12 protein-coding genes are annotated in these 17,629 nt (G+C 62.8%); 4 read left to right on the top strand and 8 right to left on the bottom strand.

Annotation, left to right across the window (positions count from 1 at the left end):
- Nucleotides 1-1,208: 1,208 nt before the first annotated feature.
- The 7 genes from ACFTZB_RS07805 to ACFTZB_RS07775 form a co-directional block, all read right to left on the bottom strand.
- Entirely contained in the window at nucleotides 1,209-2,858 is a 1,650-nt protein-coding gene (locus ACFTZB_RS07805) for a peptidoglycan DD-metalloendopeptidase family protein (protein ID WP_378430900.1), read from the bottom strand.
- Complete coding sequence (locus ACFTZB_RS07800) at nucleotides 2,858-5,137, bottom strand: hypothetical protein (protein WP_378430899.1); 2,280 nt, start codon at nucleotides 5,135-5,137, stop codon at nucleotides 2,858-2,860. The genes ACFTZB_RS07805 and ACFTZB_RS07800 overlap by 1 nt, the downstream gene beginning before the upstream one ends.
- Entirely contained in the window at nucleotides 5,134-7,644 is a 2,511-nt protein-coding gene (locus tag ACFTZB_RS07795; protein ID WP_378430898.1) for an ATP-binding protein, read from the bottom strand. The genes ACFTZB_RS07800 and ACFTZB_RS07795 overlap by 4 nt, the downstream gene beginning before the upstream one ends.
- Nucleotides 7,645-7,661: 17 nt before the next feature.
- Entirely contained in the window at nucleotides 7,662-8,279 is a 618-nt protein-coding gene (locus ACFTZB_RS07790) for a hypothetical protein (protein ID WP_378430897.1), read from the bottom strand.
- A gap of 157 nt (nucleotides 8,280-8,436) precedes the next feature.
- Nucleotides 8,437-8,763, bottom strand: coding sequence for a hypothetical protein (locus tag ACFTZB_RS07785; protein WP_378430896.1), 327 nt, complete (start codon nucleotides 8,761-8,763; stop codon nucleotides 8,437-8,439).
- Nucleotides 8,764-8,769: 6 nt separating this feature from the next.
- Nucleotides 8,770-9,951 (bottom strand): conjugal transfer protein, encoded by a 1,182-nt coding sequence (locus ACFTZB_RS07780; protein ID WP_378430895.1) that lies wholly within the window; start codon nucleotides 9,949-9,951, stop codon nucleotides 8,770-8,772.
- The gene (locus ACFTZB_RS07775; RefSeq protein WP_378430894.1) at nucleotides 9,948-10,211 is read right to left on the bottom strand and encodes a hypothetical protein; all 264 of its coding nucleotides are present in this window, start codon (nucleotides 10,209-10,211) and stop codon (nucleotides 9,948-9,950) included. Before ACFTZB_RS07775 ends, ACFTZB_RS07780 begins: the two co-directional genes overlap by 4 nt.
- Before the next feature lie 566 nt (nucleotides 10,212-10,777).
- On the opposite strand from ACFTZB_RS07775, the gene ACFTZB_RS07770 reads away from it, so the two are divergent.
- Genes ACFTZB_RS07770 through ACFTZB_RS07755 form a run of 4 tightly spaced genes read left to right on the top strand, consistent with a single transcriptional unit; the run spans nucleotide 10,778 to nucleotide 16,135 of the window.
- Nucleotides 10,778-11,389 (top strand): RNA polymerase sigma factor, encoded by a 612-nt coding sequence (locus tag ACFTZB_RS07770; protein WP_378430893.1) that lies wholly within the window; start codon nucleotides 10,778-10,780, stop codon nucleotides 11,387-11,389.
- Between the two features lie 14 nt (nucleotides 11,390-11,403).
- Entirely contained in the window at nucleotides 11,404-11,652 is a 249-nt protein-coding gene (locus tag ACFTZB_RS07765) for a hypothetical protein (RefSeq protein WP_378430892.1), read from the top strand.
- A gap of 16 nt (nucleotides 11,653-11,668) precedes the next feature.
- The gene (locus tag ACFTZB_RS07760; RefSeq protein ID WP_378430891.1) at nucleotides 11,669-13,714 is read left to right on the top strand and encodes a cutinase family protein; all 2,046 of its coding nucleotides are present in this window, start codon (nucleotides 11,669-11,671) and stop codon (nucleotides 13,712-13,714) included.
- A gap of 57 nt (nucleotides 13,715-13,771) precedes the next feature.
- On the top strand, nucleotides 13,772-16,135 hold the full coding sequence (locus ACFTZB_RS07755) for an FtsK/SpoIIIE domain-containing protein (protein ID WP_378430889.1): 2,364 nt from the start codon (nucleotides 13,772-13,774) through the stop codon (nucleotides 16,133-16,135).
- A gap of 571 nt (nucleotides 16,136-16,706) precedes the next feature.
- Here the strand turns inward: ACFTZB_RS07755 and ACFTZB_RS07750 are convergent.
- On the bottom strand, nucleotides 16,707-17,174 hold the full coding sequence (locus tag ACFTZB_RS07750; RefSeq protein WP_378430888.1) for a helix-turn-helix domain-containing protein: 468 nt from the start codon (nucleotides 17,172-17,174) through the stop codon (nucleotides 16,707-16,709).
- Nucleotides 17,175-17,629: the final 455 nt, after the last annotated feature.

The following is a 17,629-nucleotide window of genomic DNA, read 5'->3' as shown; positions in this document are numbered from 1 at the left end:
GAATGCGGTGCGGGCTGGAGGGAAGAGATAGCCGCTGTGGGGCTGGGACCGAGCGGATCTGCCCGATGATCGCCGCCGTGGGATCGCATAACCCTTCACAGCCGAAAGATTGCATGGTCACCCGAGTTCCCTAGAACAGGCAGCTGGTCTGTATTCGGCGGCCCGCAGTCTTCCACTCGACGCGCCGGACTGCTTATCCGTCATGAAAATTGCGGCTACTACTCGCCAATCAGAACGCATTTCCACGCTGCTCCTCTCCCATGTGGGCTGCACTCAACTTCGTCGCCCACTGCTCTCCCATACTCGGAGGAAGATCCTGGAAGGGGGACGTGTGTGACACGAACGCTGCAACCTTCTAATCACTGCCGTGCGGCATCGCTTCACGTGGAGTCTTCCGCAGCTGTCCCAAAGAATCCCGCCTAGCAGATGGTGTGCAACCGCCGTGATGGAGTGGTGGCGTGGCAAGACACCTGTCCCGACTCAACGAAATTGATGAGAAACGACATCCTGTTCCCGAGATGCATCAGATTGGCCGTGTCGACCTCGTCGCGCGGCTCAACCAGTCGGATGCACACGGACAGTGGCCTGTCGTCGCAAACTTCCTGGAAAGCAACACCCGCGATCGGAGCGCTGGTCAGGGACCCCGAATCAAACTGCCTTTGCCGGGGTCAGATTGGCCGCAGTTCGCATCAGATTCACCGAGTCGACCTCAGATGCAGTGAGCCATGACAACAACTGGATTCACCAACCAGCCCTTGACACGTGCGATACGCTCCACACAGCGCAACGGAGAGAGCAAGGGTGGAGCGCAAGCGCCGCTGGAGGATTCTCTCGCGCTCAGGCAACAACTTTCTGTGCCCCGCCGAGCCCATCCAGAGGTGAAATGTCCCAGGCATTGCGTCTCATCGAATTGCTGACTTCGCAATCCCACACACTAGCCTGGACGGTTCCCTTCGCCTCCGTCGCCTTTCATCAACCCGGTACCGTGACGAGCAAGCCTCTGTGCGCCGAGCGGTTTCCGTTCGCCTCTGACTGATCCGCGAGTGCATACCCGTTGCGGCGCTCTTATCGTTCTGAGTGATTGCCAGGGGCACGAGACGGGATACCGATCGCAAGATGCGATCGGTATCCGGCCGGCGATCGTGCCGGCAATTGGCTGCACACAAGCGACATTGATCGTTCTGAGGCAATAACGTTCCGGGCGGGCATCAGGCTGCCAACTTCGTCATGCGCTGACGGACGGCGGGAACGTATGCCTGGGTCTGGGCGAATGGCGGAATCCCGCCGTAGGTGACGATGGCACCCTCCCCGCCGTTGTAGGCGGCGATGATCAGATCGGTGAAGTCGCCGCGGACGGCCCCGCTGTCATGATGCGGTCGAAGGTAGTCGGCGATGTGGCAGAGATAGCGCCCTTCCGAGGCGATCGCGTCGTACGGATTGAACGGGTCGGCAGCGTTCGGTGGTTCCGTGTTTCCGTCTCGATCTAGACCAGAATCCGTACCGAATGCCTTCCAGGTCCCCGGCATGAACTGACTCATTCCTTCGGCGCCGCCCTGGTTTACTCCATCGCCTGTGCTGACGGCCTTCTCATTGAACCCGGACTCTTGTTGAACGATGCCGGCAACGAGAACCGGACTCACCTCTGGGCACAGTGACCCAGCGGCCGAGACTGCGTTGGTGTATTGCGGCGGGATGCTGCCAGGGGCGAACTTGATCTGATCACCGACCTCGGGCGGGCACGGCTCCGTGGTGGTCGTACCGCCCGAGCTGCCGTAGTGGGTGTCGGCGGTCGGCATCCCGCCGCCTGTGAGTGTGACGTGTACGTGGTCGAAGTGGTTTGCGGTGTAGCCGTGACGGTCCTCCATCAGTGACCAGTCGCCGGTGCCATCCCAGTAACGCTGTTGCCAGATCACGGACTCGACGTTGAGGGCCGCTTTGTTCTGCTGGAGGTACAGGGCGATCTTGTCGCCGAGCGCCTTCCCTTGGGCGCTCGCGGAGTCGGGAATCATGATGTCGACCGCGCGCCCGTCGGGGTGGTCCGGGGCGACGTCGTCCGTTGGGCGCCATCCGCCGATGCTGGTGATCTCGGGGAAAGCTGCCGCGATGGTGCGCATGACGCGGATCGAGTCGACCTGCATGTGCGCTTCGCTGCCTTTGTCGGCGGGCAGCCGCGGTAGATCTCCACCGGTGGAATCGGTATGTGCGACCAACTCTGCTGGTCCGCCATTGGGCGAGATGGTTCCTTGTTGTGTGAGCCACGGAATGGGATCTACTCCGCCGCCCAGTGACCAGCCTCCGGGGTAGATGCCGAAGTGAAGGTGCGGTCCGCTCGACTGTCCTTCGCTGCCCACCTTGCCGATCAGTTGGCCCGCTGTGACCTTGTCTCCGGTGTGGACGAGGACTCCGGAGGCCTGCATGTGCCCGTAGAGGGATTCGACGATCCGGCCATCGATGGTGTGCCGGATCCGAATCCAGTGTCCGTAGCCGGCGGCGGGCTCGGCGGCGATGACTTCGCCGTCACCGGCGGCGTAGAACGGGGTGTCCAGTGGTGCTGCGTAGTCCTGGCCGTCGTGCATGCCTCCCGCGCGCATACCGAAGGGTGAGCTGATGGTGTAGGTGCCTTCGGCCATCGGGACCGCGAGGGATCCGGGCTTGATTCCCATGAGGCTGCCGCCCCCGGCGTCTGGCACAGGTTGGCCGCAGTTCGTGTCACTGCCAGTCGTCGCGAGGATGACCAGAATCGGAGCCATCATGATGACCATGGCGAAGGCGGGCATGCCGGCGAGCAGCCACCACCACTTTTTCGAGCTGCCGTCCTGTGTGTCCGGGGTCGACGGTGGTGTGTCGAGGAGCGTCATCAGCGAGCTCGGTGGGCCAGTGCGCTTGGCTTGACCAACGGCGCGGATCCGGACTGCGCGGCGGCAGCGAGCAGCTGAGCAGTCTTCGACGCTGAACCGTTGGGGATCCCTGTTTCAGGAGAGGCGGGTCTGGCTGGTCGCGGGGTGCGGCTCGGTGTAGTCGGCAACATCACCGGCGCCCCAGATGAGGTGGTGAATGCGCGGAATCGGCGACCGTCCGGACCACTGGTTGTCGTGGCCGAGGCACGGACCTGGCCAGGGTGGGCGACCGGCAATGACGGGGCGACCCCGATGGGGTGCTTGATGCCGGCCTTGTCCGACACCGCCGTTTTCGACAGTCGACTCCGGACAGCGTCGGCAGCAGCGTTCGTAGCGGCGGTTCCACGACTGGTCTGGGCACCGACCGCGCCGGAGGTGGACTTCGGGTAGCTGTCGGGATCGGCGATCGAGTCGACCTTGTTCTTCGCTCGCTTCGCCGTCGAGGAGAGGACCCGTCCGGCAACCAGCACTGCAGCCGCCCCGCCGGTTGCTGCGGTCGACGTGGCTCCGGCTGTGACCTTTCCGGTCGTTGCCGCGGCAGTGCCGGACTTCTTCGCTAGTGCTCCTGCTCCCTTCACCACGGCCTTTCCGCCCTGGTACATGTGGCGTCCGTTGGCGGCCATCGCAGCGATGTCGCGCGCTGTGGTGGGCGTCGAGCGACTGATGGCGGTCGGTGCGGCGTTAGGCCGTTTAGCCAGAATTGTTGCCAGGTTGTCCGACATTCGCTTCATTCCCTTGACCGCTCGGCGGAAGAGGAGAAGTGCGGTGACCAGGAAGATGTCGACGAAGAACACCGTGCGGATCAGGTTCGATTCGTCTGCAGCGAAGAGATCCTCGACAACCATGACGTATCCCACGAGGAAGACGATGGCGAAGATCATCTGCAGCAACGCCATTGCGGCGTTGGCAATGGTCCGCCAGAACTGCCCGCGCATCGGGGGTGCGATGGCGAGGACGACTCCTGGTATCGATTTGATGGCATTGCCGATCGAGACACCTGCGGCGATGATCAATCGGCCGGCGAGGTAGATCGCGAAGGCCATGAGGAGTGCGCCGGCGAAGTTCAGGAAGAACAGGCCCATCGCTTGTCCGGGACCGGGGTTGTCGGCATAGGCCTTCATCGGCCCGTCCTCCCCCTCACACTTGGCGATGGCATCTTTGACGCGGTCTTCCGGTTTCGCGTCGGGATTGATCAGGTCAAGGGCTACGCCTGCCCCAGGGGCGACCTCGGAGACGACGTCCTGCGCTTTATCCGCGAGTCCAGGTTCCTTGGGCGTCGCGAGGTACGCGGCGTCGAACTCTTTGACGCATTTCCCGTTGTTTTCCGGGGCATCGAGAACGACTCCGAAGTTGATCAGTTGCGTTGGTTGGCGGATGAACGTATCGATGAGTTTCGATTCGATCGTGTCGATCTCGGTCTGCGGGTTTCCGCTGGTATCACCACCGTTCGCGAGCCCTGAGGCAACTTCCAGGCCCGCATCTCGCGCCGACAGCACCAGCCCGTCGTCCCCGAGGACCCGGTCGACCGGGTTCGAGAGAACGCCCACGGCCGCGGCCGCGATGACGCAGGACATGAGGAGCTCGTAGATTCCGGTGGAGAATCGGCCGCGGATGATCCAGATGGCGACGCTGAGTCCGGCGACTGTGAGCATCAGCGGGGTCAACGCGAACTGGTTGGTGATGGAGGTGACCGAGTCGGCGATGGTGCGCACGGGGGTGAGGATCAGGTCGAGCCATTCGAACGAGAGCACCCAGGTGATGAACCAGATGGCCGTTGCCATCAGGAAGCGGAAGACCTCGTATTCGAGGGTGATGATGTACGCCCAGATCATGCGCCAGCCGCCGCCCACCGAGGCGTTGCCTTTGTCGATGGACAGGAAGTAGCTCCACGCGTCGATGCCGTGCGAATCTTTCAGATTCATCCAGGCGAAGAACGGGTTCGCACCGCCGCCGCCGGCGGGATCGGCGAGAGCCGGGGTGGCCACGATCATCAAGATGGCGCCGGCCGCGTGCCAGCCGGCGATGAGGCGGATGAGTAGCCGGCTCCACCAGCGTGCCCACAGCCAGCGGGTTACCGGACGGGTCAGGTGTATCAGTGCGGTCAGCCAGGATTGCGGAATCCATGCGGTGACAAGCCACAGCAGTGAGCGTGTGGCCGCGGCGCGGACACTGAAATACTCCCGGGGTTCGGGGGTGCCGACCACCTCCCGTTCACGGGAGGGCGCCGCGGCCGCGGTCATGATTTCACCAGCTTGGTGTCCTTCGGAGTGGTCGACACTGCAATTCGGCGAGACTCGGTTGCCGGCAGCAGCGTCTTGATACGACCGACGTTTCCGCTGCCATCGCGCATGTAGCCTTCACCGCGGCGGTGAGGTTCGACGTACTTGTCTTTTCCGGTTACCGGAGCTGTCTGCTCCATGTATTGCTTGACCAGTCCGTCGTCGTCCGGGTCGAGGCCGAGCCATTCAATGGCGCGCTTGGCGAGGGTGTCGTCTGTATGACGGTGCGCGATGCGGGTCTTGATCAGTCCGCGTAGCTTCGGGGTGCCGAACGCGCAGTCCTGGTCGCCGAGTCCCACGGCGGCCGAGGATTTGCGGCCCTGCAGCACGAAGTCCTCGACGATGTCGATTCCGTCGTCGGCGCCCAGGAGGTGGTGTGCCTCGTCGACGAGGAATAACGCCATCTGGTCGGGGTCGGCGAAGCACTGCCCGCGGGCGAGCTTCGCGATCAGGGTGTACACCGCGTGACCGAATCGCTTCTCCAGCGGCAGGTTCTCGTAGAGGTGCTGCTTCTCGGTCTGCAGCTGGGTCGGCAAGTCGACCTTGTGGGTGCGGAAAATGATGCCGGGAGCAGTAATGGGCAGCGGGGGTAGATCTGTGCCGAACAGTGCCGCCGCGTAGGTGCGGCGGGCGTAGACGTTCATCGCTTCGCCGAGCTCGTGGGCGTGGGCGATCGGGCAAGCACCGGACAGGAGGTGTTTGGTCAGCTCGCCCAAACCCTGGTAGGGGTGCTCTGCGCGGTACTCGGGCTCGAGCGCCTTCGCCAAGGCGATGCCCAGGTCTGAGGATGGCTGGATCCGGAGCAGTGTCAACAACACGGACTGGGCCATTTCTGCTGCGATCCCGGCGTCGAAGATCCTCAGTGGATCCATGCTGTATTCGGGTTCGACGAGGTCGACCACGACTGCCTCGGTGACGGCGCGGGCCCAGTTGGCGTACTCGCCGAGGTCGCTTTGGTCGATACCGATGACCTGTCCCCCGCAGTCGACGACCTGGCCGGCGATCACCTTCATGGTGACCGACTTGCCCGATCCGAGTTCACCGGTGACCGCGAAGGATCCGGACTGGTCGCGCAGGGACTTTCCGGCGACGTCGTGGTGAACCACACCGATCCGAGAGGTGGTGATGTTCAGTGCCAGTAGCGGACCACTGCCATCGCCGAGATCGTTGCGAATGAACGGCATGTACGCCGCGAAATGCGTCGACGTGGTGATCTGGGCGAACTCGCGGACGATCTTCGATGTGGGAACGCCAGGCAACATCGCCCACCACAGGTCTTCCTGGTAGCCGACCGGTGCGACCACCTTGTATTCCTGCTGTTCGAACGCTTTCGCCAATGCCTTCGCGTCAGCGAGTGCGCGCTCCTCGGAATCGGCTCCTACCGCGAATAACGCCGTCCAGGCAACCTCGACCTCATCGCGGTTCGTCTCGAGCAACGAGGTGTATTCGGTCAACGCGGCGGCAGCGAGGTCGAGAACACCTTGGCCGCCGGCCAACTCTCCTTCCCGCTGTTCGTACTGCTCCTTCAGGTTCTCGAGCGCGCGCTTGTTCGCTCGCATGACATCGGCACCGGCGGTGACCTTGAGCCGTACCGCGAAATCGACATCGATATCGCCGAAGTCGTCAGCGAGGGTGAAGAACTCCGAGCCGGGGAAATAGACGCCACCGGCGGGGGTGTCAGCGAGCGCGAGGAGCACTTGGTAGGAGGCAGGGTGGTCGACGATTTCGTACGGCTGGTCGACTTTCAGGACCCGACTGAACGTCGGGACCTTGCCTCGCCAACCCGAGGCCTTCTCTCGATCCGATTGGGCGCCCTCGTCGATCCGGCATGCGGACAGGGCGGCACCTGACTTTGCTCCTGGCGTCACGACTGCGTCCGGCAGGTCAGGGTCGATATGCAGTCCGCGCGTCATCGCGTGCCGCCACAGCCACACCATCTGAGCGGGAGTGGCAGGTTGCGCATCGAAGACACCGGGGATGTCGGCCATGATCCGGTTGGCCTGCCGGACACGGGCCCGGATCTCGTCATCGTCAATTGCGGCCCGCGGCAGCCCGATGCAGTCGGAGAGTGTGGTCCAGGCCGAATGAGCCGCGGCCTTGACCTGATCGACGACCCTGGGTGTGGTCAGCGGAATGCTCAGCCAGTAGATCCGCTGGCCTGGGCGGTATAGCTCGATCGAGTCGAGAGTCGCTTCGCATTCGGTTGCCCAGTCCGGGTGTGCATCGAGATCGACGCCTTCGGTCATTCGGGAAACGACGGCCTCGGCGCTCAACGATGCTGCAATGCCCATCAACAGTGACTCGCCCGGAAGGGCGCGGACGAGCATCGTGTGCAGGGTACGAGCAGTGCGCTTGTCCACGTCGGGGCGGTAACCGTAGTCGATTCCCGTGAGCACGTAGTCCGCCCAGACAACGCCGGACTTCGTCCACCGGATGTTCGCGGCCATTGACAGCGTCGGCTGTTCCATAGTGGCGGTGCTTTCTACTAGGAGGCGCCTGCAGCAGCCAGAGCGAGGAGTTCCTTGACGCTCGATCGGCCGGCGCGATGGGTGGGCCCGCTCGCCGGTGTGGGCACCGGAGCGGAGGTCGGCGGTCGTGGTGCGACATGTTCCGCCGATGCGGTTCCGGTGACCTCGGCGGTGGCGATGTGCACGGCCTGCGGGATGACCGTGGCGCTCAGTTCGGCGGCCGTCGGGTCGGCAGTGATGAAGCCACTCGGACGCACGAGGTGGGGTGGCCGGATGGTCACCCGGCGGCCGTTGATCTGGATCTTGGCACCGGCCGGCGCGAAGGCTGCGGCGCAGATTCCCTGTGCCACTGAGGCGGGGCTCCGGCCGGCAAACCGGAGTTTGCCGACGACAAAGACGGTGCCCAGTGACCAGAAGGCGAAGAATCCGACGTTCCAGGAAATGCTGTCCCGAAGCCACAGTGGATGCAAGAGCCACAGGAGCCCACCGACGATCGCACCGCTGACGGCCTGCGGAACAGTATAGGGACCGAACGGCAGCTTCTTTCCGTCAGGTGTACGCCCGATCAGCTGCGGCACCTTGCGAGCGCGGGTGAAGTTCTTGATGACTTCCCCGGTGGTGCGCTCGTCGCTCATCGCAGCACCGGCCCACTCGTGACTTCATGCCGGCGAGGCCGCGAACCCGGTTCCGCAGTGCTAGCTACATCGAACATTGGAGCCTCCTTGAAGAGGTCGTCGCGCAATGAGGTCATTGCCGACAAGTCGTCTTTCAGCCGGTGCGAACGGGCGGAGATCACACCGGCAGGTCTAAGCCGGAACTTGGCTCGGCCACGATGTGCACCACGGCGGGAGCGCTCTCCAACTCCTCACCTGTCGAGTCCTTCAGGACGTCCATGTTGAAGACGACCCACAGTGCTGCGCCGCCGATGAGCGCGGAAATGATGAGTCGGGCAACTGTGAATGAGGCCATCAGATTCTTGAGAAGAAAGAACAAAACGAGGCAGCCGGCGGCCGACTGGAGGAGCAGCTTGCCGTCGCTAGTGATCTCCTGCGCCTTGTCGAAAAGCCCTATTGCGAGGACCGCGTTGCTGGGATCGGTGGCTGCGAGCGCAGTGGACATGATGGGTTACCTTCCGGATGAATGAGGATCGGTTCCTGACGGCGAGAACAACGGCACGTCGCCGGCAGTCGGCACTGAAAGTGCGGGGGGCTGCCTTGATTCAGACGATGCGGACTCCGGGGCATCCGCACGTGGTGTGGTCGAGTTCGGTGTGGTCGTTGACGAGGATGGTGTTCGGGGTGCCGCCGGCGGGTACAACGGCGTTGCGTCAATTGCGCTGACCTCCCACCGGCCGCCGCGTGAGGTCATCGTCAGCGCGTACTGCCCACTGACCGAATCGGCCTCGGTGACTTTCTGCGCTGCCGTCACCAGGAGGCGCACAACATCGCCGTCAGGCCGCTGTGCCGATGCACTGGCAGCGCTCAGGTCTTCCGACGAATAGACATCGGTGATTGCCACGCTGCGATACGGCGCCGGGACAATCGGGGCGATCGAAACCCCCGGCGTGAGATAGCGGGCTACTTCCCCGTTGCCGGTCAACATCGCGGACAGGAACTCGTGCGCGGACGTGGCGATGGGATGGTTGGCGACCCGGTACTTGTAGCCGAGTTTGACGTCGATCGAGGTCGACGGTTCAGCTACTTCGGCGGGGAATGCGGCCGCCCTCACGCCCGCTTCGGTAACCACAACCGGCACCTGAAAGTAGCGACGAACTGTGGCCGCATTCGCGTTCGAGGCGGCTCGAACTGACACCGAGACCGTCACCGCGTATGTCCGTGACTTCTGCTCGAAGTCGATCGACGCGACGGCCGGATCAGTCGCGGCAAACAACGGCGCGGTCGGAAGGCTGGGGTTTCCCGAGACGAAATGATCGAGTTCTTGTTCATTCCCACGCGATGCCTGGAGCCAGGCAACGACGAACTGCCGAGCAAGATCTTCGGCTTTCGCTTGACCGATTGTGTCGACGGCCGCGGTGTCCTTGGTGGCGTTGTCGGTGAGGTTTGGAGTGGGCGAGGATCCGAAGACGACAAGGATCAAGGCGACTGTTCCGGCGCCGAGTGCGGCGAGGATTCCTGCCCTGAGAATTCGGGTGGTCCACACCTGCCGAAGGCCCCACTGTGCACGCTCCGCGCGCGCCAACTCCTCGGCTTCGTCGACAACGGAGTCGGCGCCGTTTTCGGTCGCGGGATCGGTCGTGCTCTTGGGGCTGCGGCCGAAGTTGTTGATTTTCGCGAGGTCGATTTTCATCGGATGCCGGCTTCTGTCGTCGGGTCGGGGGATGTGCAAGCGGGGACGGAATCCGCGATGTCGAGTGCGCACGCGCGCGACAGCGCGGCGCGCGCGGCTGGCGCTCCGACGAACACCAACAGCCACAGCGAAGTGCTCGCCTCTTCATCGAGAGGGTTCACCGCCAGGGCTGCCGCGACTCGGCGGATTTCTTCGGTGACGGCGTGCACGTAGCCGAGATCGTGCAGCTGGGCTTGCAGCGAGTTGTCGAGCTCGTGCATCCGGTCCTCCTGGCGACTGGGGTGTGGAAGAGCGCCACACAGAAAAGGTGGGCTGTACTTGGAGGAAGATCCGGGTCCGGGGGGCTTGAGTGACATCGCTCGCGAAACTTTTTGAAGTTTCTTCTGCTGTCGCCACTGGGTTATTGCCTCAGCCGAAAGAGCGCACGTGAGGGGCACTCCCTGCCCACCGCCGCACTGCCGGAACCTTCACGGCAACAACGCCTTGGCAATAACCGACAACCCCTCCGGCAACAACAAACATGCAGGTCAGAGGCAATATCCGGTTGCTGCACTGGGCGCGAGACCACCTCGCCCGCGCCCAGAGGAGACCGATCGTGGAAACGTCCACCCACGCCCCCACCGCCACCACAGCGTCATCGGCAACGCCGGTTCGTAGCACCGCGCCGAGCAATCTGTACAGCCGCTTGAACACCGAGTGGATGTACCTGTGCGCTCGCCCCGTAGCCGCCGCCGAAGTCTTGACGTGGTCGGTGAGCCAGGACGCGCTCCGTGAGGTCGCGGATCTCAACGATCTCGCCGCGGCGCACCGCCGAGATCGTGATGGTGTGCTTCTGGCACTGCTGACACTGCATCAGGAAGGAAGCTCCCTTGCCGGGCGAGCGCTACTGCAGTTGATGCTCGGCAAGCTCATCGCCCTGACGCGCCACGCACGGGTCAGTGGGCACGATCGGTTCCACGCGTGCGATGAGAGAGCGGCCTCCACGGTGGCCACGTTCATGTCTCTGATCGCCACCTACAGGCCGTCCGGTGAGAACGTCTACGCGGCGCTCTTCCTGCACACGCTGAAGAAGATCACGCGTGAGGAAACCTTCGCCCAGGAGATCCCCGCCTCCGATGTCATGGACGAGTCGGACAGTGCTGAGAACGAGCCGGAAGCGGATATCTCTGCATCAGCTCTGCTCGCCTGGGCGGTCGACAAGAAGGTCATCAACGACCTCGATCGCACCCTGATTCAGCGGGCATACCTCGAGCAGACCGATTGCGACCTGGCCGGGATCGCCGCGGAGGTGGGGATGACTCCGGCAGCGCTTCGCCAGCGGCTCTACCGCGCGGTCACACGCCTTCGTAAAAGTGTCGCCGCCTCCAACCAGCCGCCTTCTCGACCCCGGTTTGCACGTGGTCGTCGTCGGACCGCAACGACTACTGCGGCGATCTGATGGCCCGTAGTTTCGTGCCTCTGTTCACCGTCATGGTCTTCATCGCGGCGGCGCTTCTTCTGACCGAAACGTCCTTGCTCCTCGCAGCGACGCGAGGATTCGATGCTGCACTCACCCACCCCACAATCACTCGTCCCGGACTGCTCGCCGAGTCCTCGCATGCGATGAACAGGGTCGCTCTCACTGTCGCCGACTTCCTCCCCCGCGACATCACCACTCACATTGACAGCGGTCGGGTCATCGAGCCGGCGCTGCATCGCTGACGAAAAGAGAACACTCATGACGAACCTTCACGCGCCAACTTCTGCGGGCGGTCGCACCAATCACAGTGCCCGGGTGCCCCTACTCGTCGCCTTCTTGCACGCTGCACTCCTCGCCTCCCTCATCACGGTTGTGTCGCCACGTCAGGCCGAGGCGGTGCCGGCATCGTCGGGCTGCCCGGCAGTGGAAGTGGTGATGATGCCGGGAACGTTCGAAACGGACTCGACCGCTAATCCTGACATCGCGACGGGTCTGCTCAAGCAGGTCACCGATCCCCTTTCCCAGCTGTTCGGCAGCTCCATCAAGATCACCTACCCGGCGTACGAAGCGTCCGCCTTCAACAAGGGCAAGACCTATGGCACCAGTAAGGCATCCGGCATCAAGGCCGGTGCGCGCGTGATGCAAACTCGTGCAACGCAATGCCCAAACACTCAGTTCGCACTCGGCGGCTACAGCCAGGGTGCGGACGTGGCCGGCGACTTGGCATGGTTGATCGGACACGACAAGGGACCGATCCCCGCAGAGAAGTTGATCGCTGTCGGGCTTGTTGCAGACCCACGACAGAGTTTGAATGGCGACAACACTCTCGTCGGTCCGCCCGTCGACGGTGTTGGGATCGCGGGGGCCAGGCCGGGCGGGTTCGGAAAGACTGCTGCAGTCACGCGTTCGTACTGCGCCCCCGACGACCTCTACTGCTCGACCAACGCCGGCAAGGATGGATTGCTCGCAGGACTTGGGCGGGTGCTTGCGCAGCCTCCGACTGCTTCCGGTCCGCAGCAGAGCGATGGATCTCAGCCCACCACCGCGGGTCTGCAGAACGCCTTGGTGTCCGACTACTCGAAGGTCGATCTTCCGGGATTGGCTGGCAACATCGAGACCCTGCAGCAGCAGCTGCAGTCCGGCGCTCCGAATCTGGAGAGCATGGAATCGGCAGCGACAGATGTTGCCAACACCCTTGTTCCGGTGGCCGATACGACGAGCTGGGTCACCCAGAATCCGGCCGTGGAACAGACGCTCAAGGCGGCGGACGCTTCGACTCCCGAATACGCCGCCGGTCAGATCGTCGACAAGGTCAAGGGCATCGACTTGGGGAGTGCATTTCAGGCCGCGGACACCATCGCGCGGACAGTTCAGAATGCCTCTACGCCGGATCGGGTACAGCAGCTGCAGACCTCGGTGGACACCTTGTCCACTCAGGTCTCCCCCTTGGCCGCCGCTCCGGCCGATGGTCTGTCACTCGCGGCGGACGCACTCTCGATCATCAAGCCGAGCGTGCTCATCAACCAGGTCACGCACATCGGGACGAACGCATTCGACCTCGCCAACAACATCCCGCCAGTTCTCGACATCTTGTTCAACCGGATCCCGCACATCGTTCTCGATCCGGGTCTCGATCCGATGTCAAAGGTCAAGGCTGTCCACGCCGATTTCGACCGCATCAACGTCCTGTTCGAGCCACTCATCAAACTCGCCGCCGGACTCGACTACAAGACGGCTGCGGCCCTGATCGCGATGATTCCCGACCCGTCCGGCGCCGCACAGATCATCTCGATGATCGTCGGCCTCGTCGGGAATCTCGACATCATCGGTCTGGCCAACACCGCCGGCGAACTCCAAAAGCAACTTTGGCACGCCATCGAAACCGGCGACATCATCGGAGCCGGCCTCGGCGCACTCCCACACATCCTCGACTTCGCGAAGATCGCGGTGGGCACACTCAACGGTGGCCAGAAAACCGAGGCGTCCAAGCTCGGTTCAGCGTCTGCGTCCACGACGACCGGACAGCAGCCCACCCAGCAGTCACAGGCTGGGGACCTAGGAGGGCTCGCCTCGAGCCTCACCGCCTTGGCAGGCTCAGACGGTGCAGACGCCCTCTCCCAGATCGGTGCCGAAGGACTCAAGTTCGCCTCATTCATCGGGTCCGGAACTCACCAGAACTACGGGGGACTCGTCGTCGATTCATCAGGCACAACGGCCCTACAGGACATGACCAACCACTTCCGCGATCCGATCGCGACGGCGGTGGCTAAACCGATCGGTGCTCACAGTGTCCTGCAGAAATGAAGCACGCGTGACCGCTCAAATTTCCGTCCCGACGAACGGCGAGTGTGAGGCCCACTGATGACGAAACCACCACCGCAACAAAGTGCTACGCGATTCACCCGTTCATCCCGGATCCCTTCCCTGCCGCCACGGTCACTCACATGGATCCGCGACAGCTTCTGCCTAGCTACAACCGGAGTAGGTATCTGTGCCGCCGCCCCGCTGTTCGGGTACAGCGCCCTCCCAATGCCTGCCTCCGCAGGATTCTCGATCGCCGCCGCCTACACCGCAGTAACAGGCAAGCGAAGACAGCTTCGCGATGCCGACGTCGACGAGGTGGTAGAGAAGCTATGTCCGATCGTGGGGCTACCGGAAGCGAGCCGGGCGGTCCTGTCCACAGCAAGATGGAGTCGTCGCGAATGGCCAGGACATCCGCGGAAACTTACCGTGCACTACGACTCGACCCAGGCACTGAATGATGAAACGTGGCTCGCCGACATCTGCGAGATCTTCGAACACCAGGGTTGGGGCTTCTTCGAGCTCGACAAGCATGACCCCGCCCGCCGCCGGCTGATCTTTACATCCGCCGCCGAACCGAACCGAGAAGCCCCAGACAGTGACCAGGTCACACGCGCGAAGCGGATCGTCACTCAACTGCTGGGGCCTACCGCAGCCGCAACAGCGATCGAAGTTGACGTTGAAACCGGCGACGTCACCTCGATGGAAGTCCGCCACGAACTCGGCCCGAAACTGGCATCGGAGGGATACCGGACCCGAGTCGAACGAGGAATGAGCGCGACATTGCCCGGTCGCTGGCGAGCAAAATGGAACCTTGAGACGGACTGGGTCCGGTTCGAACTACGCACAGCGTTCCTCGACAGCATCTGGTTGCCGAAGACAGACCTCGACCCTGACGCGGATCTCCTCGCCAGCTACGACTCGGTCGAAATTCCCTACGGTATCGACGAAGACGGCAACGAAGTAGTGTGGCGACCAGCGATCGACCCGAACATGATGTTGATCGGACCACCCGGCAGCGGTAAAACCGTTACCGCGCACAATCTCTTGGTCAATTTCTCACGACGTGGATGGCCGATTTGGGTTCTCGATGGAAAGTACGTCGAATTTCTGGGATTCCAGGACTGGCCCAACGTGCAAGTGGTCGCCACCACCATCGAGCAGCAAGTAGCGTTGGTCCATCGCGCCCGCGATCTCATGGAGTTTCGGTACCAAAAAATTGTCACCGGCGAGGCTACCGAAACGGACTTCGAGCCAGTTCTGGTCTTCCTCGACGAATGGGCTGAATTCCGCGGGAACGTCGAAGATTGGTACCTGGGAGTCAAATCGAAGGGCGGACCCCGTCTACCGCCCGTGATAACCATGCTCGCGTCCATGGCGCGCAAAGCCCGCACCGCACGGGTGCATCTGGTCTTCGGAACCCAGCGTCCCGATGCGCAGTACTTCTTTGGCGACATGCGTGACAACTTCGCCATGCGCATCTCGATGGGCCGACTTTCTCCCCAAGGTGCGCTGATGATGTGGCAGTCTCCAACGATCGGCACCAGCGTGCCCCGCAAGTGCCGCGGTCGCGGCACCACCGTCACCGACAACTATCAACCAATCGAGATCCAGTGCTACCGCGTACCTGACCCGCGGAAGACGCGACCCGACTCCTTCGAAGCGGACCTACTCGACACCCTCCGGCCCCCGGTGACACGCCATCCTCGATTGCTGATCGTCCCGCCGGACGAACTTCCCGACCTCGATGCCACCAACAACACGTCCGAACCTGCGCCGCTGACGTACTTCGACTACATAGACGCTGAATGGGTGTTGGCCAGCGACCGACCCGACCTCGATCCGATCCTCAGAAGAGCGAACATGACCCACGAAGTCGACCACGGTATCGCATCTCCGACGGCGCTCCTCGGACTCCTCGGCGGCGGCGCCGCGCCGACCGTCGAAGCGACCGGAGCACCCAACGACCACCCCCAGCCGTTGACCGCCTCGAACGACGCCAACGATCCCGCCTCGTTTCTCGATCAGCTTTCAGCTCCACAACCCGGTGAATCCTCTTCGGAGGATTCGGAGTCAATGCGCACTCGGCTGGCGCTGGTCAAAGAGCCGGCAGGAATGGAACCGGAGATGCCAGGATGCCGTGACTCCGACTTCGTTGACGATCGGTCGACTTCACATCGGACCGACGAGGACCAGTACGGGCCGGTCCACGACGTTCGCGCCGCGGACGTCGCACTCGGGGACCTTTTGCTGATAGACGACCTCGACGAATGGGTGGTCGTCGATACCGATCCCGAATTAGACATCATCGACGATTCGCTGTTATCCCTGACCTGGCGCAGCGACAGCGATGAGTACGGCGAACTCGCCTTACCCGACAGCTCTTACGTATCGATTCGTAAACCTCTTCAGGTTTCGGTGTGAGGAACGACAGCAGCGAGGCAGCAAACTGAGCCTGGATGTCACCGCCCAGTTGTCCGGCGCCGTCTCGGGTGACCGACAGCGGATTTGCTCGTGCTGGGTTGTGAGAAGACCGCCGACGTTTGTCACACAAGTCCGCTTGACCGGATCTTCCTCCATGCAAGAGGCCCACTTCAGGAGGAAGGACTTCCTATGCAACCGACTCAGGCACAGCCGCCACGCAAATCTGCGCAGAAACCAGCATGCCTGTCGGACGAGGACCAACTGTCTCTGTTGATGGCTGTCCCGCTGGCTTTGGGTGTGGTCGCAGCAACTCTTCCGGCGATATCAAGTAGGGCAACGGGGTGGCTGCTCGCGCATGAGTTCATAGTTGCGGCCTCGGCGACACCGCTTGTGACTATTCCTGGCACGGACGGCGCCGGCCTTGATCTTCGTCGGCTGATCGTCGCCGTGGCAGCGCTGGCAATCTCGGCAGCTTTTGTGCTGAGCGGCGCGCGACGTTCCATCGATCGTCGACGGCAGCGACGGTTGCGTCGTGGCGACAGCGCATGAGTGCGCCGTGATTATTGCTGCGTTACCGCGGTGGAAGGGGACGGTTCCGTGCGCGGATGAATGCGTCACGGATTGTCCGTTGTTCCAAGCGCAGAGCGTCAGCGAGTGCAATGGCGTGGGAGTCGGACAGGCTTCCTTCGCCACGCTCGATCCGGCCGATGGTCGTGGTGCTGAGCCCGGTTCGGTCCGCGACATGTTTCTGCGTCAATCCCGAAAGGTTCCGCAGGTCGGCGATTGTCCGATTGTCCTCCGGAACGATGATGAGATGGTCGAGGGGTATCCCGAGCTTCTCGGCGGCCCGGGCGAGGTGGTCGGGCTGAGGGTTCGATCGCGAGGTTTCCCAGTTGTGGATCGTGGTCGGGTCGACGCCTATTGCGCGGGAAAGGTCGCCGCGCGAGATTCCGGCAGCAGTGCGCGCGTCTTCGAGGGCCTGGGGCTGGAAGCCGTTCAGGGGCGATCTCACTGCGATTGTCCGTTCATCGCTGGACATCCTATTAAAGATGTAGATACCATCGTTGCATACCGGGTTTAAATTCCAGTGATGAATGCGATGCAGCGCTGACGATCACTCACTGACCTTCGAACCCCGGTGCGCTCGAGTACGAACAATTCCCACGTACATGCGGCCTGACCAGCCGCTAAACGGAAAAGAGCATCCGATGACGACTACCGTTTCAACTGCCCCACCCTTGTCCCAGCCTTCTGCGCATCGACGCGACGCACGCTCGTCCGTATGCGCCGCTCAGCTAGCTAGGCTGAATGCAGCCGGATTCCCCGCCCGGTCTGATTTGCCCAGTCGCGACGACGGGTGGTTCCAGACATCGCGACAGTCGGGTGTAGGGGGACGTGGCGGGGCGGGGTGTTCACCCGCCACACCCAACAGAGGCACGCGGTTTTGGCGGTACCACACAAAAAAAAAAAAATGGTGAAAGTTAAACAAAAAAA

The organism is Rhodococcus sp. NPDC057014, from assembly GCF_042673295.1.
Lineage (GTDB): Bacteria > Actinomycetota > Actinomycetes > Mycobacteriales > Mycobacteriaceae > Rhodococcus_F.
The sequence above is the reverse complement of the archived record's forward strand: the minus strand, read 5'-3'. Positions and strand labels throughout refer to the sequence as shown.